Source organism: Pararhizobium sp. (assembly GCF_035497515.1).
Classification (GTDB): Bacteria; Pseudomonadota; Alphaproteobacteria; order Rhizobiales; family Rhizobiaceae; genus Pararhizobium.
Map to the genome: position 1 here is coordinate 13,407 of NZ_DATJDJ010000120.1, position 19,009 is coordinate 32,415.

22 protein-coding genes are annotated in these 19,009 nt (G+C 62.3%); 15 read left to right on the forward strand and 7 right to left on the reverse strand.

What is annotated here, in order from left to right:
• Positions 1-118 precede the first annotated feature (118 nt).
• From VL202_RS12790 to VL202_RS12815, 6 genes are all read left to right on the forward strand, one after another.
• Positions 119-985, forward strand: a complete 867-nt coding sequence (locus VL202_RS12790) for a peptidylprolyl isomerase (RefSeq protein WP_325464493.1) — start codon at positions 119-121, stop codon at positions 983-985.
• Between the two features lie 275 nt (positions 986-1,260).
• Complete coding sequence (argJ, locus tag VL202_RS12795) at positions 1,261-2,502, forward strand: bifunctional glutamate N-acetyltransferase/amino-acid acetyltransferase ArgJ (RefSeq protein ID WP_325464494.1); 1,242 nt, start codon at positions 1,261-1,263, stop codon at positions 2,500-2,502.
• A gap of 1 nt (position 2,503) precedes the next feature.
• Positions 2,504-3,280 carry a GNAT family N-acetyltransferase gene (locus VL202_RS12800; RefSeq protein ID WP_325464495.1) on the forward strand — a complete coding sequence of 259 codons (777 nt, stop codon included), beginning with the start codon at positions 2,504-2,506 and terminating at the stop codon, positions 3,278-3,280.
• Between the two features lie 2 nt (positions 3,281-3,282).
• Positions 3,283-3,696 carry an 8-oxo-dGTP diphosphatase MutT gene (gene mutT / locus VL202_RS12805; protein WP_325464521.1) on the forward strand — a complete coding sequence of 138 codons (414 nt, stop codon included), beginning with the start codon at positions 3,283-3,285 and terminating at the stop codon, positions 3,694-3,696.
• Positions 3,697-3,895: 199 nt separating this feature from the next.
• A complete protein-coding gene (locus VL202_RS12810; RefSeq protein WP_325464496.1) occupies positions 3,896-4,216 on the forward strand; it encodes a hypothetical protein in 321 nt (106 codons plus the stop codon).
• A 108-nt stretch (positions 4,217-4,324) separates the two neighbouring features.
• Positions 4,325-4,498 (forward strand): Flp family type IVb pilin, encoded by a 174-nt coding sequence (locus tag VL202_RS12815; RefSeq protein WP_325464497.1) that lies wholly within the window; start codon positions 4,325-4,327, stop codon positions 4,496-4,498.
• A 4-nt stretch (positions 4,499-4,502) separates the two neighbouring features.
• Here the strand turns inward: VL202_RS12815 and VL202_RS12820 are convergent, their stop codons facing one another.
• Positions 4,503-5,393 (reverse strand): methyltransferase domain-containing protein, encoded by an 891-nt coding sequence (locus tag VL202_RS12820; RefSeq protein WP_325464498.1) that lies wholly within the window; start codon positions 5,391-5,393, stop codon positions 4,503-4,505.
• A 74-nt stretch (positions 5,394-5,467) separates the two neighbouring features.
• Between VL202_RS12820 and VL202_RS12825 the strand changes: the two genes are divergently transcribed.
• From VL202_RS12825 to VL202_RS12840, 4 genes are read left to right on the forward strand one after another with little or no spacing between them, the layout of a single operon-like run.
• Positions 5,468-6,256: a ComF family protein gene (locus tag VL202_RS12825; RefSeq protein WP_325464499.1), complete on the forward strand. Its 789-nt coding sequence runs from the start codon at positions 5,468-5,470 to the stop codon at positions 6,254-6,256.
• 48 nt (positions 6,257-6,304) lie between these two features.
• Positions 6,305-6,562, forward strand: a complete 258-nt coding sequence (grxC, locus tag VL202_RS12830; RefSeq protein ID WP_325464500.1) for a glutaredoxin 3 — start codon at positions 6,305-6,307, stop codon at positions 6,560-6,562.
• Positions 6,563-6,573: 11 nt separating this feature from the next.
• Positions 6,574-7,431, forward strand: a complete 858-nt coding sequence (locus VL202_RS12835; RefSeq protein ID WP_325464501.1) for a carbon-nitrogen hydrolase family protein — start codon at positions 6,574-6,576, stop codon at positions 7,429-7,431.
• Entirely contained in the window at positions 7,428-7,856 is a 429-nt protein-coding gene (locus VL202_RS12840) for a DUF1178 family protein (RefSeq protein WP_325464502.1), read from the forward strand. The genes VL202_RS12835 and VL202_RS12840 overlap by 4 nt, the downstream gene beginning before the upstream one ends.
• A gap of 270 nt (positions 7,857-8,126) precedes the next feature.
• On the opposite strand, the gene ubiG is transcribed toward VL202_RS12840, so the two are convergent.
• From ubiG to VL202_RS12855, 3 genes are all read right to left on the reverse strand, one after another.
• The gene (ubiG, locus tag VL202_RS12845; RefSeq protein WP_325464503.1) at positions 8,127-8,873 is read right to left on the reverse strand and encodes a bifunctional 2-polyprenyl-6-hydroxyphenol methylase/3-demethylubiquinol 3-O-methyltransferase UbiG; all 747 of its coding nucleotides are present in this window, start codon (positions 8,871-8,873) and stop codon (positions 8,127-8,129) included.
• A 219-nt stretch (positions 8,874-9,092) separates the two neighbouring features.
• Positions 9,093-9,863, reverse strand: a complete 771-nt coding sequence (locus tag VL202_RS12850) for an SDR family oxidoreductase (RefSeq protein ID WP_325464504.1) — start codon at positions 9,861-9,863, stop codon at positions 9,093-9,095.
• A 123-nt stretch (positions 9,864-9,986) separates the two neighbouring features.
• Positions 9,987-10,148: a hypothetical protein gene (locus VL202_RS12855; RefSeq protein ID WP_325464505.1), complete on the reverse strand. Its 162-nt coding sequence runs from the start codon at positions 10,146-10,148 to the stop codon at positions 9,987-9,989.
• Between the two features lie 243 nt (positions 10,149-10,391).
• Here VL202_RS12855 and VL202_RS12860 point away from each other — a divergent pair, with 243 nt between their 5' ends.
• The 3 genes from VL202_RS12860 to VL202_RS12870 all read left to right on the forward strand — a co-directional run bounded on the left by VL202_RS12860 (position 10,392) and on the right by VL202_RS12870 (position 14,173).
• Positions 10,392-12,035, forward strand: coding sequence for a phosphoethanolamine--lipid A transferase (locus VL202_RS12860; protein WP_325464506.1), 1,644 nt, complete (start codon positions 10,392-10,394; stop codon positions 12,033-12,035).
• Between the two features lie 129 nt (positions 12,036-12,164).
• The gene (locus VL202_RS12865; RefSeq protein WP_325464522.1) at positions 12,165-12,827 is read left to right on the forward strand and encodes a response regulator transcription factor; all 663 of its coding nucleotides are present in this window, start codon (positions 12,165-12,167) and stop codon (positions 12,825-12,827) included.
• A gap of 26 nt (positions 12,828-12,853) precedes the next feature.
• Positions 12,854-14,173 carry a HAMP domain-containing sensor histidine kinase gene (locus VL202_RS12870; protein WP_325464507.1) on the forward strand — a complete coding sequence of 440 codons (1,320 nt, stop codon included), beginning with the start codon at positions 12,854-12,856 and terminating at the stop codon, positions 14,171-14,173.
• A 185-nt stretch (positions 14,174-14,358) separates the two neighbouring features.
• On the opposite strand, the gene VL202_RS12875 is transcribed toward VL202_RS12870, so the two are convergent.
• Positions 14,359-14,565, reverse strand: a complete 207-nt coding sequence (locus VL202_RS12875) for a hypothetical protein (RefSeq protein WP_325464508.1) — start codon at positions 14,563-14,565, stop codon at positions 14,359-14,361.
• Positions 14,566-15,013: 448 nt separating this feature from the next.
• Positions 15,014-15,673 (reverse strand): glutathione S-transferase family protein, encoded by a 660-nt coding sequence (locus VL202_RS12880; protein ID WP_325464509.1) that lies wholly within the window; start codon positions 15,671-15,673, stop codon positions 15,014-15,016.
• 90 nt (positions 15,674-15,763) lie between these two features.
• Between VL202_RS12880 and VL202_RS12885 the strand changes: the two genes are divergently transcribed.
• Positions 15,764-16,270, forward strand: a complete 507-nt coding sequence (locus tag VL202_RS12885) for a helix-turn-helix domain-containing protein (RefSeq protein WP_325464510.1) — start codon at positions 15,764-15,766, stop codon at positions 16,268-16,270.
• 184 nt (positions 16,271-16,454) lie between these two features.
• Here VL202_RS12885 and ppk2 read toward each other — a convergent pair whose 3' ends face one another.
• A complete protein-coding gene (gene ppk2 / locus VL202_RS12890) occupies positions 16,455-17,357 on the reverse strand; it encodes a polyphosphate kinase 2 (RefSeq protein WP_325464511.1) in 903 nt (300 codons plus the stop codon).
• Between the two features lie 393 nt (positions 17,358-17,750).
• Between ppk2 and VL202_RS12895 the strand changes: the two genes are divergently transcribed.
• Positions 17,751-19,004 (forward strand): aspartate kinase, encoded by a 1,254-nt coding sequence (locus VL202_RS12895; protein ID WP_325464512.1) that lies wholly within the window; start codon positions 17,751-17,753, stop codon positions 19,002-19,004.
• Positions 19,005-19,009 lie beyond the last annotated feature (5 nt).

Sequence of the window (19,009 nt, forward strand, 5' to 3'; positions counted from 1 at the left end):
TTATGTCAACGGGAGTTGAGGCGCGCAAAGGCTACAGAACGGCCACAATCTGATGATTGGGAACGTTTCAGGCCGGTCGTGACCACGGTTCCGGATATCCAGCGTGGAAGGTACCAGGATGTTGAAATACAAAATGCTGGCGGCGGTTGCCGTGATCGCCGTCATGGCCGCCCAGGGTTCGGCGGTTGCGGCTGACGGTGCGGATCCGGTCATCGCCAAGGTTGGCGACGCGGAAATCCACCAGTCGGAACTCGACTTCGCCCTGACCGGCCTCGATCCGCAACTCGCCCAGCTTCCCGATGAGCAGAAGCGCGCGGCCGCTCTTTCCGGCCTGATCGACGTCAAGCTGCTCGCCGCCGATGCCGGCAAGGAAGGCCTGCAGAACGACGAAGACTTCAAGAAGCGCCTCGCCTATCTGACCGATCGCGAATTGCACAATGCCTACTTCAAGAAGCACGTTGTCGACGGCGTGACGGCCGACGAGGTCAAGGCCCGTTACGACGCTGAAATCGCCAAGATCCCGGCGCAGGAAGAGGTCAAGGCCCGCCATATCCTCGTCAAGACCGAGGACGAAGCCAAGGCGGTCATCAAGGATCTCGATGGCGGCAAGGATTTCGCCGAACTGGCCAAGGAAAAGTCCACCGACCCGAACAAGAGCGAAGGCGGCGACCTCGGTTACTTCACCAAGGATCGCATGGTTCCGGAATTCTCCGAAGCCGCCTTCAAGCTGGAGAAGGGCAAGTACACGACTGCTCCGGTAAAGACGCAGTTCGGTTTCCACGTCATCCTGCTCGAAGACAAGCGCATGCAGCTCGCACCGCCGCTCGACCAGGTCGAGCCGCAGGTCAAGCAGCTTGTCATGCGCGACAAGTACATCGCGCTTCTGACCAAGGCCAAGACGGAAGCCGGGGTCGATATCACCGACCCGGCCCTGAAGAAGGCCTATGACGAAGCCAACAAGGCGGAAGCTGCTACCGCCAACTAAGCGGCGTGCTTTCGGCTCCTCATCCGGCCTGCTGGCCACCTTCTCCCCGCAGGCGGTAAGAAGGGCTGGGGTGAGGGGTTTCTGATACCCAAAACCCCGTCATTCCTGTGCTCGTCACAGGAATCCAGCCGCCCAAGTCCTTGGGCGAAGAGTCTTTTGACCCGACAGACGTCGGGTCGCTGGATCCCCGTCACAAGGGCGAGGATGACGGAGGATGGGACCCCCTGCTTTATCCAAATCAGTTCCAGGTGGTTTTTCTTATCTGAGGTTTGATCATGTCCGGTTCCGTTTCTCCGCTTGCCCCGAAATCCTTTGCCGACATGCCGCCGGTGCGTGGCGTGCGCATGGCGACCGCCGCCGCCGGTATCAAGTACAAGAACCGCACGGACGTGCTGTTGATGGTATTCGATGAGCCGGCCGCCGTCGCCGGTGTCTTCACCCGGTCGCGCTGCCCCTCCGCGCCGGTCGATTTCTGCCGCCAGAACCTTTCCGGTGGCGTTGCCCGCGCTGTCGTCGTCAATTCCGGCAATGCCAACGCCTTCACCGGCAAGAAGGGCCGCGCGGCGACCGAGCTGACGGCGCAATCCGCGTCCGAAGCAGTCGGCTGCTCGACGGGTGAAGTCTTTCTCGCCTCGACCGGGGTCATCGGCGAGCCGCTGGACGCGACGAAGTTTGCCGGCGTTCTCAAGGATATGACCACGGATGCGACGGGCGATTTCTGGTTCGAGGCCGCCAAGGCGATCATGACAACCGACACCTATCCGAAGGTATCGACCCGAACCGCCGAGATCGGCGGCGTTCCCGTCGTCATCAACGGCATCGCCAAGGGAGCCGGCATGATCGCTCCCGATATGGCGACGATGCTGTCCTTTGTCGTCACCGACGCCGATATCGCGCCGCAGACCTTGCAGGCACTTCTCTCGGAAGGCGCCGGCCCAACCTTCAATTCCGTCACCGTCGACAGCGATACGTCCACATCCGACACGCTGATGCTGTTTGCTACGGGTGCGGCCGCAAAGGATGGACAGTCGAGGATTGTCGATGCCGGGGATCCGGCGCTTGAGGGATTTCGTTCGGCGCTGAACGATCTCCTGCTCGATCTGGCGCTGCAGGTGGTGCGCGACGGCGAAGGCGCCCGCAAGATGGTTGCCGTTACGGTCGAAGGCGCCGAAAGCGATGCTGCCGCCAAGCGCATCGGTCTGTCGATCGCCAATTCGCCGCTGGTCAAGACGGCGGTTGCCGGCGAGGATGCCAATTGGGGCCGTGTCGTCATGGCCGTCGGCAAGTCCGGCGAGATGGCCGATCGCGACCGGTTGGCGATCTGGTTCGGCGATGTGCGCGTCGCCGTCGAAGGTGAGCGCGACCCGACCTATTCGGAAGCGGCGGCGACAGCGGTGATGAAGGAAGAAGACATCGCCATCCGTGTCGAGATTGGCCTCGGTTCCGGCAAGGCGACGGTTTACACCTGCGACCTGACGAAGGAATATGTCGAGATCAACGGCGACTATCGGAGCTGATATGGTGCAGGACACGATCTTGAAGGCTGACCTGCCGAATGTCCGGCGTCTCGAAGCTGTCGGCTTCCGTGCCTGGCCGGCGGCATCGGTGCAGTATGACGGAAGCTGGCTGATCCGACTGACGGCGGGACATGATTCCAGGCGGCTCAACTCCGTCAACCCGCTCGATCCCTCCGACAGCCGCGATATCGCGATCCGGCTCGAGAGGGCGGCCAAGCGCTTTTGCGATTATGGCCGGCCGCTCACCGTGCGGCAGACGCCGCTGACGCCGCCGGAACTGATAACCTACATGGATGAGCGCCGCTGGCCGATGCTTGCCGAGACCGTCGTGATGATGGCCGACATTCCGCCGAACGACACGACGGAAGCGATCGAGCACCTGCCGCTGCGCGATGTCGGCCGTTTCGTCGATGCCCGGCTGCAGATCTGTGGCGAGAGCAGCCAGGTGAAGGCTGGCCTCAGTGAGGTCATCAACGCGATCAAGCCGGAATGCGGGCTGTTCCTGTTCGAATCTCCGGAAGAGGGGCCGATTGCCGTATCGCTGGCCGTGCATGACAATGATCTGGCCGGTATCCTGCAGGTCGCCGTGGCCGACAACGTCCGCCGCCAGGGCGTCGGTTCGTCGATCGTCAACGCCTCGTTGCGCTGGGCCCGTCTTCGCGGCGCCCGCACCGCATGGCTTGCAGTCGAGGCCGACAATGGGCCGGCGATCCAGCTCTACCGCAAGTTCGGTTTCAAGGATGTCTACCGCTATTGTTATCGGCGGGCGGAGGCATGACGATGGACGGCCAGGGCCGGAGAATCCTGCTGGTCGCAGCCTGCGCGCTGGTCGATAGCGATGGCCGCATCCTGTTGGCGCAGCGTCCCGAGGGCAAGTCGCTGGCCGGCCTCTGGGAGTTTCCCGGCGGCAAGGTGGAGCCCGGCGAAACGCCGGAGGAGACGCTGATCCGCGAACTCGACGAGGAGCTGGGTATCCAGACCAAGGTCGCTTGCCTCGCGCCTCTGACCTTCGCCAGCCACACCTATGACGATTTTCATCTGCTGATGCCGCTCTATGTCTGCCGGCGTTATGAAGGCACTGCCCATGGGCGGGAGGGACAGGCGATCAAGTGGGTTCGGCCCAAAGCCTTGCGCGATTATCCCATGCCCCCGGCGGACGAGCCGCTTATCCCCTATTTGATGGATCTGCTCTGACCAAACGGCCGGAAATTTCGATTTCATTAATCAAACATTTATCACCCTCGCTCAAGATCAGCCTCAGTTCAGTGTCGGCGTCTATGTGTTTCGGGACGTTTCCCGTAACGGGCGCCGATCGTGTATTGGCGCGGCATGGTTTGAGGCGGTGGGAGTGAACCGCCATCAAGGAAGCGCCTGCATTTTTAAGAGGCATGTGATGGTCGACGACGATTTCTGGAGAACGGTACAGGACAAGGATCTGGTGACGAGCCAGAGCCGGCGCACCGGTGCGCTCAATCTGTCGCTGTTGTTCGGTACCGCCGTCATTGCGCTGACGTTGATCCTGACGCCGATGCTCACCTCCAAGAGCGAGAACAAGGTGCTGGCCGACGCGCCGATCGACTACGACAATATCTCGACGGGATCGATCCCGGGCAGCACGACGACCAAGCGCTATACGGTGCGCCGCAGCGTGCTGCAGGAAATGCCCGGTGCCGTCTGCATCATCGACGGAAATGGAAGCAAGAGCGGCTGCTGATCCCTCGGCTGGGCGGGGCGCCTTCCCGGCGGCCCGTGCATCGACTCCTCGGCCCGAACGACTTTATGCGCAAGCCGAGACGGCCTGCGCCGCACAGGCTGGGAGCACATGAAGACATTCGTCCGTTTTCTCAACGTCAAGTCAGGCGCCACGGCCGTCGAATACGGCCTTTTGGCCAGCCTTATCTCCGTGGGCATGATCGTCGGGCTTGGCGGCTTCTCGGATTCGCTTCTGGTGGTGCTCGACAAGATCACCACGGCGATCACCACCGCGCCGAACTGATCTTTTAATCCTTGTCCTTCAGCGGCAGTTCCCGCGTGCTGAGCGCGTCGGATAGGCGCTGTTTCGCCGATCCCGGTTTCAATGGTTTCTGCTGGCTTTCGTGCGGCGCCCAGCCGGAAATATAGATGATCGAGAAGGTCGCCCGGATGCGGCCATCGGGATCGCCGAAGCGTTCTGCGTAGAGTTCAGCCGCCCTCAGGAAGAATTTCCGCGTCAACGGCTTGCGACTTCGGGCCGCGAGCGGATTGGTCATGCCCATCGACCGCAGGTCTTTCAGGAGCGAGAACAGCGAAGCATAGCGCACCGTGTAGCTTTCCGTGTCGGCGACCGGCAGGGTGAAGCCGGCACGCTGGAGCAGGGCGCCGATATCGCGGACATCGGCGAAGGGAATGACGCGCGGGCTGGCACCGCCGGTCAACTCGCTCTCGGTGGCCAGCAGCACCTCGCGCAGTTCCTGCAGCGTGCCGCTGCCGGGGATCGCGGCCAGGAAGAGGCCGTCCGGCTTCAATGCCCGGCGCGCCTGGATGAACACGCCCGGCGTATCGTTGGTCAGGTGCAGCGACAGCGGCGAGACGATCAGGTTTACCGATTCCGGCGCAAGCGGAACGGTTTCGAGCGGGGAGACGGAGATGGATTCGTCACCGGAAGCAAACGCTGCGTCCGTCTCGACGCGGCGGATTTCGCCGGTCTTGCCGCTCTCGGCCATGAAGCGCGCCGCCAGACCGGTATAGCCATGCAGTTCGACGGCCTTGTCAAAATGGCGCTCGACGACGCTCAACCGTTCGGCCAGTTCCCGGGCGGCGATCTCGAGCAGGAACGCGGCCTTCGGATCGCCGTTGCGCAGTGCCCGCTTGCGGCGGGTTTCGATGAGCGTCTGGTCGAAAACGAAATCCACGGCAGTGCTTCCAAAAATCTGATCGCTTAAAAATCTGATCGCAATGAAACCCGGCTGGCCGTAAAGTCAACCTCATGAGCGTGGAAGGGACGGAAAATCCGGTGCGGCGACTGGTCGATGACCTGACCGGAAGCCTGCGCGGCCTGGTGGCTGTGGCGGTCGATGCGGTCTATCCGCCGGTCTGCAGCGGCTGTGGCCGGATGGTCGGCCAGCATCGCGGTGCCTGCCCCGCCTGCTGGGCGACGTTGCGGTTGATCGAGCGTCCCTATTGCGAGGTCCTTGGCGTTCCGTTCTCCCACGATCTGGACGCCGGCATCCTCTCTGCCGACGCCATCGCCAATCCGCCGGTATTCGATCGGCTGCGCTCCGTTGCCATCCATGACGGCATTGCCCGTTCGCTTGTCCATGGCCTGAAATACCGGGACCGCACCGATCTGGCGGTGATGATGGCCGACTGGATGATCCGCGCCAGCGACGGGAATGTAGACAGCTGCGACGCCATCCTGCCGGTTCCGCTGCATGCCTTCCGGCTTTGGGGGCGCAAATTCAACCAATCCGCCGAACTCGCCCGGTCGATCGCCCGGCGTGCGGAAAAGCCCTATCTCGCAACGGCCCTGACCCGCACCAAGCGCACCGTCCAGCAAGTTGGGCTCGGCGCGGCGCAGCGCCAGGACAATGTGCGCGGCGCCTTCACCGTCACAGAAGCCGGCAAGGCGGCCGTGTTCGGCAAGCGCATCGTGCTTGTCGATGACGTCTATACGACGGGGGCGACGGTTTCGGCCGCGACGCGGGCCTTGAAGAAGGCCGGTGCCGCGGATGTGACGGTTTTAACCTTTGCAAGAGCCATGTCCGGTCTTATATGACTTTCAATATGTGCCGGCACAGGGCCGGCCAGGGAGCAGGTCAAGACTATGGCTTCGGTCGTTATTTATACCCGTCAGTTCTGCGGATATTGTTCCGCGGCAAAGAAACTTCTGGAAACGAAGGGCGTGACCTTCGAGGAGCATGACGCGACCTCCGCGCCGGACGTTCGCCAGAAGATGATCGAGCGGTCGAATGGTGGCACCACCTTCCCGCAGATTTTCATCAACAATATTCACGTCGGCGGCTGCGACGACCTGCATGCTCTCGAGCGTGCCGGCAAGCTGGACGACATGCTCGCCGCATAAGGAGACGCCCCATGACGTTCAAGGCCGCCGCGATCCAGATGTGCTCGGGCGTCGATGTCGCCCGCAATGCCGACGCCATGGCCCGGTTGGTGCGCGAGGCTGCGGCGAAGGGCGCCACCTATGTGCAGACGCCAGAAATGACCGGTGCCCTGCAGCGCGATCGTGCGGCGATGCGGGCGGCCTTGCGCGACGAAAGCACGGATCTGATCGTCGCCGCCGCTTCCGGACTTGCGGCGGAACTCGGCATCCATCTGCATGTCGGTTCGACGGCGATCGGTCTTGCCGACGGCAAGATTGCCAATCGCGGTTTCCTGTTCGGCCCGGATGGCCGGAAGATTGCCCATTACGACAAGATCCACATGTTCGACGTCGATCTCGACAATGGCGAGAGCTGGCGGGAAAGTGCGGCCTACACGCCGGGCGGCACCGCGCGGCTCGTCAACCTGCCGTTCGCCAAGCTCGGCTGCGCCATCTGCTACGACGTCCGCTTCCCGGAACTCTTCCGCGCCCAGGCCGTGGCCGGGGCACAAGTCATGTCGATCCCGGCGGCCTTTACCCGCCAGACAGGCGAGGCCCATTGGGAAATCCTCTTGCGGGCTCGCGCCATCGAGAACGGCATGTTCGTCATCGCCGCCGCACAGGCCGGCCTGCATGAGGACGGGCGCGAAACATTCGGCCATTCGATGATCGTCGATCCTTGGGGCGCGGTGCTGGCTTCCGCCGGCGGCACTGGCGAAGGTGTGGTGCTGGCCGATATCGACGTGACGGCTGTTGCCGCGGCACGGGCGAAAATTCCGAACCTGAGGAATGGCCGGTCCTTTTCGTTGGAGGAGGTGTCGCCGGATGCCTCCGGGGACGTGGCCGCTTGATCAAATACACTCTTGCCTGTGACAACGGCCATTCCTTCGAAGGTTGGTTTTCCTCGAGTGCCGATTTCGATCGTCAGGCGGATCTCGGGCTTGTCTCCTGTCCGGCCTGCGGCTCCGTCTCCGTCGGCAAGGAACTGATGGCGCCCTCGGTCTCGACGGCGCGCAACAAGGATGCGGCCAAGGTCCTGATGATGGACCAGGCGCGCAAGGAAGCGGTTTCCAAGATCCGCGAACTGGTGACGTCGATCCGCGAGAATGCCGAGGATGTCGGCGCCAAGTTTCCCGAGGAGGCGCGCAAGATTCACTATGGTGAAGCTGAACAGCGCGGTCTGATCGGCAAGGCGACGGTCGAGGAGGCGCGCGAACTGCTGGATGAAGGCATCGAGATCGCGCCGCTGCCGGTGCTGCCCGACGACGTCAACTGAGATGGCGGCCGGCAGATCGCGTCTGTCAGGAGCACGTCTGGACGACGATTTCGTTCTCGCCGAGGTGGTAATCAATCAAATAAGGATAGGGTGTCAGGAAGATGCGGCGCACACGGGGCAGGCTCGTGCCGATGCCAGCCCAAGACGTGGACGAGCAGGTGCAGGTCGCCGAAGACCGGTTGCCGGCCAAGCTCGGTGACGCTGATCCGGTTCTTCATGCGCAGGACATAGGATTTGCCGTACTTCCGCGGCACTCTCCCTGGCCGTCGATCAGGCCGGTCGTTTGGCGACGATCATGTAGTTGACGTCCATGTCCTTCGACAGGTTCCACTGGTTGGCGAGGGGATTGAAGAAGACGCCGGTGCGGTCGGTCACCGTCATGCCGCTGGCCGTAATCGGCTTTTCAAGTTCTTCCGGCCGCACCAGCTTTTCATATTGGTGGGTACCGCGCGGCAGCCAGCGCAGGACGTTTTCGGCGGCGAAGATGGCAAGGGCGGCGGCTTTCATCGTGCGGTTGATGGTGGCGACGAACATCAAACCGCCGGGGCGCACCATGGAGGCGCAGGTCGAGATGAAGAACTCGACGTCGGCGACATGTTCGACCACTTCCATGTTGAGCACGACATCGAAGGATTCACCGGATTCCGCCAGCGATTCCGCCGTGACCGCGCGGTAATCGACTGGCACGCCGCTGCCGCTGGCATGGGTCCTGGCGATCATGATGTTTTTTTCCGATGCATCGGCGCCGACGACATCGGCACCCATGCGGGCCATCGGCTCGGACAGGAGCCCGCCGCCGCAGCCGATATCGAGGATGCGCAGGCCCTTCAACGGTTGTGGCGCCTTGGCGTCTCGGCCGAAATTATCCGAGACGCGATCGCGGATATAGGTGAGGCGAACGGGATTGAACTTGTGCAGCGGCCGGAATTTGCCCTTGGGATCCCACCATTCGGCGGCCATCGCGGAAAAGCGGTCGACCTCGGCCTGATCGATGGTGCTGCGGGCTTGTTCGCTCATGGCGGGAACTCCTCGGGATTGTCGCATTTGAAGTCGGACGATCGGGCGCGAAAGTCAAGGGTTGGCGATGTCGCGGGGCGGCTGGCTTGCGCGCAACGTGAGAGTTCACGCGGCAGCCTTTGGCTAAGATGTTGATTTTGTGTCCTCTCCCACGGGGGGAGAGGTAAAGGTGCCGTACCTTCCGGATACAATCACGTCCCCGTTTTTGAACGGAAATGATCAGGTGCGGTTGATCGAGACGCCGCCGTCGACGAGCATGGCGGTGCCGGTGGTGAAACTGGCGGCGTCCGAGGCGAGGTGGAGCACTGAGCGGGCGATTTCCTCCGGCTTGGCCATGCGCTTCAGGGCGTGCAGGCCCTCGACGAAGGCGAGAACTTCCGGCCCGGCGCCGGGCGCATTGGTGAAGCTCATCGGGGTATCGGTGCCGCCCGGCAGGATGGCGTTGACGCGGATGCCCTTGGTTCCCAGTTCCGCCGCCAGGCTTTGCGTCAGGCCAATCAACCCCGCCTTGGCGGCTGCATAGGCGCTGGTGTTCGGCATGCCGGCGGTATGGCCGACGAAGCTGGAGGTGAAGATCAGTGAACCGCCGCCGCGCTTCGCCATGGCCGGGACTTGATATTTGGCGCCGAAATAGGCGCTGGTCAGGTTGGCCTCGATCGTTTCCTGCCAGCCGGCGGTCGAGAGATCGGCGATCGGCGCCATTTCCCCGGTCGTGCCGGCATTGTTGAAGGCGATGTCGAGGCCGCCGAACTTCTCCACCGCCGCATCGACCAGCGCGCGGGCGTGGCCCTCGTCGCGGACGTCGCCATCGACGGCAAGAGCCTCGCCGCCCTCGGCCTCGATTTCGGCGACGAGGTCGTCGAGGGCCGGGCGACGCCGGCCCGACAGGACGAGACGGGCGCCTTCGCGGGCAAACAGTTTTGCCGTCGCCCGGCCGATGCCGGAACTGGCGCCGGTGATGATGGCGACCTTCGTGGACAATGTGGTCATGGCTGAAACTCCTCTTGGATTGTGCGGGAGCTTCAATCGCAGCAAGGAGGAGGAGCCGCCACCCGATTCCTGCGCAGGCAGACCGTGGTGGCGAGGGATAGGTAAGCTGTCGCTTACTCTATTTCAGAGCTTCAGATTATCGAGACGCAGGGTCATGGCCGACGATTTCCGGTGCGTCAGCGTCGAGGCGTCAGAGCCCGCAAGACGGCACAGCGGGATCAGGATGATGACCACGACGAGGGCACCGACATAAAGCAGGCCAAGGGGAATGCGACGCGCCTTCAAGCAAGAATCTCCAGTGTCGCCGCACTTTGCCCGCTGAACCTGACAACCGGCTGAACGCCCGTCGGACGAGCGATGATCGTTTTCTTCGATCCTTTCCATCTCCCAACCCCATTCAGGTTCCTGTCAGAAAACAGTCACAGATGTCAGGCGTGGAGACGGGAAGCCCGTGCGCCTGATGGCGCCGGATCGGTGCCGCGCCCTTTGCGCCGCTCCGCCCGTCCGATGTTTCGCAGGAGATGACAGGTGGCATTCCAAACTTTATCAAGCGCCGCGCCGCGCCTGGTGCGTCCCGCAATTGGCAGCGTCACGCTCAGCGTGATCGTGGCCGTCTATCTCGTTTTCCTGACAAACCGGACCTTCTGGGCGAAGGCCATCGATTATCTCGGCATTCCGAGCTTCGCTATGGTGTCGATGGGGATCGGCCTGCTCGCGCTGTTTTCGGCCGTCTGCATCGCGGTGTCGGTGAAATATCTGACCAAGCCGCTGTTCATCCTCATGGTGATGGCCGCAGCCGTGTCCTCCCGCTTCATGGATCACTTCGGCACGATCATCGATGTCGACATGATCCGCAACGCCGCGGAGACGACGGGATCGGAGGCCGGCCATCTGCTGACGGTGGGTTTCGTCACGGATGTGGCGATCTTCGGCATCGTGCCTTCGCTGCTGATTGCGGTGGTGCGCATCCAGCATCGGCCTTTCGGACAGAAATTCCGCTGGAACCTCGCGCTTGTCCTGTCCTGCCTGGCGGTTTTCATCGCTGTCGGCCTCGCCAATGTCCGCACGCTGGCGGCCACCACCCGCGAGCACCGCGACCTGATGGAGACGCTCAATCCGGTCGCGCCGATCGTCAGTGCGGTGCGGTATGTCATGGCGAGCGGGGCGGAGGAAAATCTCGTCGTCCAGCCGCTTGGCACGGACGCCCATGTGGTTGGGCCTACTGCATCCGGCAAGCCGCGCGTGACCATCATCGTCGCCGGCGAAACCGCGCGGGCCGAGAATTTTTCGCTCAATGGCTATGGCCGCATGACCAATCCGAAGCTTGCCGCACGCGGCGTGCGCTACTTCTCCGATACGTCGAGTTGCGGCACGGCGACGGCCGTCTCGCTACCTTGCATGTTCTCTGTCTACACCCGTGCCGGCTACACACATCAAAAGGCGATGGAGACGGAGAACCTTCTCGACGTGCTTGGTCATGCCGGCGTCAGGACCGAATGGTGGGACAACAATACCGGCAGCAAGGGCATTGCCAGCCGCACGGCCTACACGTCCTTTTCCGATATCAACGACCCGCGCTTCTGCACCAATCACGAATGCATCGATGCCGTGCATCTCGATCGGCTCGGTTCCTGGCTCGACAATGTGAAAGGCGACAGCGTGCTGGTGGTTCATCAGATCGGTAGCCATGGGCCGGGCTATTACCAGCGCTACCCGGATGCCTTCCGCCGCTTCACGCCGGATTGCCGGACGCCGGAGCTCGGCAATTGCTCGCATGACGAGATCGTCAACGCCTATGACAACACGATCCTCTACACCGACCATGTCCTCTCCGAGATCATCGACATGCTGAAGGCACGACAAGGCAAGATGGCGGGTGCGATGCTTTACATGTCCGACCACGGCGAGTCACTCGGCGAGCACGGGCTCTATCTGCACGGTGCGCCCTATTTCATCGCGCCCTCGCAGCAGACGCATGTTCCCTTCGTTCTCTGGCAAAGCCCGGAAGCCAGGACCGGGATCGATGCCGCTTGCCTGAACGCCAAGACCAGCGAGCCGCAATCGCACGACAATCTGTTCCATACGGTCCTCGGCATGATGAACATCGCCACCAAGGCCTACGATCCGGCGCTGGATGTCCTGGCGTCCTGTCGGGGGAATGCTGCTTCGTAGTGGTTTGGCCGGGGTGTGTGCGGGCTGCTGCAGGCAATGCGGTTGGCTGCCGGGTCAACCTGTTTGACGGCGCCGGTCAAAGAGGAAATAAGAGTGCCAGCAATGCTGGCCGGTGGAGGGATCGTCGATTTGCGCGTTCTGCTTGTCGAGGACAACGAAATTCTGGGGGAGGCGGTTCGCGACCATGTCGCGGCAGCCGGGCATGCCGTCGACTGGATGCTCACGATCGAGGATGCCCGCGCATCGCTGCGGGCCGTCAGCTACGGTCTCGTCCTGCTCGATCTGCGCCTGCCGGACGGCAGCGGCATTGCGCTCCTGAAGGAGATGCGGGCTTCCGACAACGCGACCCCGGTCATCATCCTGACCGCCCACGACCAGATTTCCGACCGGATCGAGGGCTTGAACAGTGGTGCCGACGATTATCTCGTCAAGCCCTTCGATCTCGGCGAGCTTTCGGCCCGCATGCTGGCGGTGATCCGGCGGTATGGCGGCAATATTTCGCCGGTCATCCGTTTCGGTGACTTGAGGATCAGCCAGGCCGACCGGCGGGTGTTTTCAGGCGAGGAGGAAATCAGCCTGTCCGGCCGCGAATGGGCGGTTCTGGATACGCTGCTCGCCCGGCCCGGCGCGATCATTTCCAAGTCCCAGATCGAGGAGGCGCTTTATGCCTTCGGATCCGAGATCGAAAGCAATACGGTGGAAGTCTATGTCAGCCGCCTGCGCAAGAAGCTCGGGCGCGACCATGTCGCCACCGTGCGCGGCGTCGGCTACAAGATCGGGGCGCCGGCGTGAAGGAAGAGAAGCCCGGCGGGCAGAGCATGACACGGCGCCTGATCCTCTGGCTGACGGGGGCTGCCACCGCCTTCTGGCTGATTGCCGCCGGCCTTGGCGCTTCCGTCATGCACGACGAATTCGGGGAAATCTTCGATGGTTCGCTGCAGGAGACGGCCGAGCGGCTGGTGCCGCTGATCGTCGACGACCTGGACCGGCGCCAGGGGCAGGCCTATCCCCAGCGCGACGGGACTGACGATGCGGGCGAGGAATATCTGGTCTACCAGGTGCGCAACGATGCCGGCGATGTTCTCTTCCGATCGCATGACGCGCCGGCCGAGCATTTCGAGGTGCCGCTGAAGCGCGGCTTCTTCACCAATGATGCCTACCGCTTCTTCACCGCGCCAGCTCCCGGCGACAAAATCTTCGTGCAGGTGGCCGATGCGCTGGAAAACCGTTCAGAGGCCTTGGTGGAGGGCAGTCTTGCCCTGTTCCTGCCGGTCTTGCTGCTCATTCCGGTTAGTGTTCTCCTGATCTGGCGGATCGTGCGCAAGACGCTGGCCCCCGTCGACGACCTGCGACAGGCAATCGAGGAAAAAGACGGCGGCAACATGGCGCCGGTGCCTTCCACCACGCTGCCGCGAGAACTCCGCCCGATCGCTCGCTCGGTCAACCGCCTGCTGTCCCGGCTGCAATCGGCCTTCGATGCCGAACGCGAATTCACGGCCAACAGCGCCCATGAACTGCGCACGCCGATCGCCGGCGCGCTGGCGCAGACCCAGATGCTGATCGCCGAACTGGATGGCCCCGGCAAACGGCGCGCCCAGCAGATCGAGGTCTCGCTGATCAGCCTGCGCCACACGACGGAAAAACTGCTTCAGCTGGCCCGCGCGGAAGCCGGCATTGGCGGCGGCACGCAGAGCGTCGATCTGGCGCGGGTGCTGGAACTGGTGGTCACCGATTTCAAGCGCGCCGTGACCCGGCCGGAGCGCCTGCGGCTTCATCGCGAGGCCGGTGCATCGCTGAAGGGCAATTACAGCGAGGATGCCTTTGCCATCGTGCTGCGCAACCTGATCGAGAACGCGGTACTGCATGGCCGCGGCGAGGAGCCGGTGGATATTCACTTGCAGCAGGGGGGCGTCGTGCGCATCGTCAATGGCGCGACGCTGCTGTCGGCGGACGAAATGGCGACGATCCGCCAACGCTTCGGCCGCGGCAGCACGGTTGCGCCCGGCTCCGGGCTCGGCCTTTCGATCGCGGAACGGCTGTTGCAGCAGATGAATGTCGGTTTCGAGGTCCTGTCTCCGGCGACGGGCCGGGGGGATGGCTTCGAGGTGGTGCTGCGCTTTACCGAGGCCGCAGCCTGACCATGCGACGGGAGCGCTGTGGCCGCCCTGCCATTGCTGCATAATTCCTCAAATCGGAATCGATTTGAGGAGAAAATCATGCAGCATGTTTAAAGTGCTACAGCGACCTTTGCGCGTCATATTTGACGCGCGGCGCTGTATGCGCGGCCAAGCCACCCTGTCTATCTCCGGCGTCTGCCGCAGGCCTATCGCAGGGCGATTTCCGAGCTGACGAACATCTGCCGGTCGGCATCCTTGCGGGCCATCAGGTCCGCGCACCGGTTGCGTTCCGCGAGGATGGCGCGGGCGATGACGATCGCCGAATGATCCTCGAAATATTCTTCCGAAACGCTTGTCCGCGCCTTTACCGCTGCGTTCCAGACATCATCTGGGAATACGTTCCTGATGGCCATGATACTCTCCACTGTTCCAATCGATCACGCAATTCTTTGGGGCCAAGCGATCGCGGCATCCTTGTCTCCGAGGTCAATCGGATTACAAATACCGGCACGTTTTTCCACGTGAAGGTTCCACCAAATTCGCGGCCAGAGATAGTTGGACCTAGGGCCAATGCCGGCCGGCGGAGGGGCGGAAACGGGCGCTACGGTAGGCTCGCGAGGAACGCGACCATCAGTGGGAGAAGTAACTTATCGCATATTTTCAGCGTGTTATGGGATTGTACTGGCCCAAATGGTTGTTTTCAGCCAGACTCCACCCCGCCGCGAAGGACGGGGTGGTTCAGGTCGCGCCGCATTCACGGAGGCGACACTAGCGTGATTCGACGATGCTGGATTCACCCGTTTGGGGTATATTCGCCGTCTGAAGACGAAATGTTCGGCCCGCCCATCGATCAGGAACGTGTCAATCCCGATCCGGGGCGCCGAGCGGGAAGAAGTCGCGATAGGGGCGAGCCTCGTCGACGGCACGGGCAAAGGACGGCCGGGCGAGCAGGCGGGCACGATAGGCGCGGACATGGACAAGCGTGTCCGGGATCGGGTGCACCCAGTCGGCATAGAAGAGCGAGGGACAGGCGGCGCAGTCGGCAAGGCCGAACGTGTCTCCGGCCGCCCATTCGGAACCGGACATTGCGCCGTCCAGCCAGCCATAGGCATCGTCGAGCATGGACTTCGCTTCGGTGACACCGTAGGCATCGCGATCCGCTTCCGGGCGGAGCTGGTTGAACACGACCTTCTGCATCGGGGTCATGATGTAATTGTCGAAGAAGCGGTCCATCATCCGGGCCTTGAGCGCCGCCTTGGGATCAGAGGGCAGGAAGCGGGTTTGGCCGGGATGGTGGAGCCCGAGATATTCGATGATCACCGTTGCCTCCATCACGGTTTCATCGCCGTCCTTCAGCAACGGCATGCGTTTCATCGGCCAGAGCGCGCACCATTCGGCGGCGACATCGGGCGTGTCCGGTCCGAGCACGCGCATTTCGAAGCGTGTATCGTTTTCGTAAAGCGCGGTCAGCACTTTCTGGCAGTAGGACGAGAAGGGGTGGGCGAAGAGCTGCAACGTCATTGTATCCTCCCAAACTGATTTCAATATGCAACTGGTTGTTTTGTAGTCTAACCGCTCTTATGTTGCAAGCAGTTTGACGAAAGGTTGACGATGGACGCTGCACACCGGTCGGGATGCCCGATCAATCTCACTCTCGAAATGCTCGGCGACCGCTGGAGCCTGATCGTCATCCGCGACCTGATGTTCGGCAATCGTCGGCATTTTCGCGAGCTTCTCACGCAATCGGAAGAAGGCATAGCCTCGAACGTGCTGGCCGACCGGCTGAAGCGGCTGACGGAGGGTGGATTGCTGTCGCGCACCGACGATCCGAGCCACAAGCAGAAGGGCATCTACAGCCTGACGGAGCCATCGATCCAGCTCGTGCCACTGCTGGCACAGATGGGCGCCTGGGGACGGCGGCACACCCCGGCCTCGGAAGAACTCTCGATCCGGGCCGAGCTTCTGGAAAACGGCGGGCCGCAGATGTGGCAGGCGTTCATGGAGGAGTTGCGAGCGCTGCATCTCGGTGCGCCAATGCCGGAGCGCTCGGTGTTTGCGGAACTGCAGGCGGCGTATCTGGCGATGGTGGCGCGGAATGCGGGGCGCGCGACGGGGTAAGACGGTGTTCGGATGCCAAAGGTTGCATCGTTGTGACAGCCCCTTATCCTGCCCCTCTCCTCGTTTGCGGGCGCGGGGGTAGGATAAGGGGCGAACGATAACCGGAATCTGCCGCCATCACCCCCTCTGTCAGCTTCGCTGACATCTCCCCCGCAAGGGGGAGATCAGCCAGAACCCGCTGCGATCAATATACGTCCGGCACGTACATGTCCGCGGGCACGGGGTGGCGGGTGTAGTCGTCGTGGCGGATGCGGTCGGGCAGGACGAGTTCGGGCTTGGGCACATCCTCGTAGGGGATCTGGGCCAGGAGATGGGCGATGCAGTTGAGGCGGGCCTTCTTCTTGTCGACGGCCTGGACGACCCACCAGGGGGCTTCCTCGATATGGGTGCGGGCCAGCATCTCTTCCTTGGCCTTGGTATAGTTTTCCCAGTGGATGCGGCTTTCCAGGTCCATCGGCGAGAGCTTCCACTGTTTCAGCGGATCGTGGATGCGCATCTGGAAGCGGAATTCCTGTTCCTCGTCGGTGATCGAGAACCAGTATTTGATGAGGATGATGCCGGAGCGGACCAGCATGCGTTCGAATTCCGGCACGTCGCGGAAGAATTCCTCGACCTGCTCGGGCGTGCAGAAGCCCATGACGCGCTCGACGCCGGCGCGGTTGTACCAGGAACGATCGAACAGCACCATTTCGCCTGATGACGGCAGATGCGGTACGTAACGCTGGAAATACCACTGATTGCGCTCGCGCTCGGTCGGAGCGGGCAGCGCGACGACGCGGCAGACGCGCGGATTGAGGCGCTGGGTGACGCGCTTGATGGCGCCGCCCTTGCCGGCACTATCGCGGCCTTCGAACAGGACGACGACCTTGAGCTTCTTGTGCTGGACCCAATCCTGCAGGCGCACCAGTTCATGCTGGAGGCGGAACAGTTCGCGGAAATAGGTCTTGCGCTCCAGCGTCGGCTCGGCCGGACCGGACATGCCCTCGGCGACCATCTCGTCAAGACGGTCCTCTTCCATCTGCATTTCCAGCTCTTCGTCAAAGCTGTCAGCAATTTCCGCCTTGATGCGGTCGAGTTGGTCGATCATCGGGTCGCGTTCCTGTTGGTCGCAGGGACAGGAGCAGGGTTTGATGACGGGGGTGTGACAGGCGTGAACATTTGTGAATTGCGTTAAAGCCAAACAGCAATTTGAGCCGCACTTTGACTGCGACGGTTCAAAAATTGCATGTCGTTTTCAGCAAGGTCAAAGGCCACGACGAAACTACTGCATAATCCTTCAATCGGAATCGATTTAAAGATTGTGCAGCACATTTGAAGTGGCACAGCGCCGCACGCGCCTGATCGCTACAGGCGCGTGCGGCAAGGTGAACGGTGCGTGTTCCTCCGCCATTGCACCCCGCCCCCAATTTCGCTAAGAGACCGCCAACTTCTTTCACTGGCGCGAACCCCTTGGCGCAGCAGGCAATACCGGTAGAGGCATATGGCACGCATCGTGATGAAATTCGGCGGCACGTCCGTCGCGGATATGGATCGCATCAGGAATGTGGCCCGCCATGTGAAACGGGAAGTCGATGCCGGTCACGAGGTTGCTGTCGTGGTCTCGGCCATGTCGGGCAAGACCAACGAACTGGTGGCCTGGACGCGCGATGCCTCGCCGATGCATGATGCCCGAGAATATGACGCCGTCGTTGCCTCCGGCGAGCAGGTGACGTCCGGTCTTCTGGCGCTGGCGCTGCAGAATATCGGTATCAATGCGCGCTCCTGGCAGGGCTGGCAGATCCCGATCAGGACCGACAATGCCCATGGCGCGGCGCGCATCCTCGAGATTGATGGTTCCGAACTGATCCGCCGTTTTGGCGAGGGTCAGGTGGCTGTCGTCGCCGGTTTCCAGGGGCTTGGCCCCGACAACCGGATCGCGACGCTCGGTCGCGGCGGCTCGGATACGTCGGCGGTTGCAATCGCGGCCGCGATCAAGGCCGATCGCTGCGATATCTATACCGATGTCGATGGGGTCTACACCACCGACCCGCGTATCGAGCCGAAGGCCAAGCGGCTGAAGAAGATCGCGTTCGAGGAAATGCTGGAAATGGCCTCGCTGGGGGCCAAGGTCCTGCAGGTGCGCTCGGTCGAGCTTGCCATGGTATTCAAGGTCCGCACCTTCGTGCGCTCCAGTTTCGTAGACCCCGACGCGCCGGGCATGGGCGATTTCGACAATCCGCCCGGTACGCTGATTTGTGATGAGGAAGAGATCGTGGAACAGGAAGTCGTCACCGGCATCGCCTATGCCAAGGATGAAGCACAGATTTCGCTCAGGCGCCTGGCCGACCGGCCCGGCGTCTCGGCCGCGATCTTCGGGCCGCTCGCCGAAAGCCACATCAATGTCGACATGATCGTCCAGAACATTTCTGAAGACGGCTCGAAGACCGACATGACCTTCACTGTCCCCTCCAGCGATGTCGACAAGGCCCTGAAGGTTCTGAACGAATCCAAGGAAAAGATCGGCTTCGACGTCATCCAGAACGAATCGGGCCTGGTGAAGGTCTCGGTCATCGGCATCGGTATGCGCAGCCATGCGGGCGTGGCCGCGTCCGCTTTCCGCGCACTTGCTGAAAAAGGCATCAACATCAAGGCGATCACCACCTCGGAAATCAAGATTTCTATCCTGATCGACGGTGCTTACGCCGAATTGGCGGTTCGTACTTTGCATTCCGTCTACGGTCTGGATAAGAGTTAAGCGAC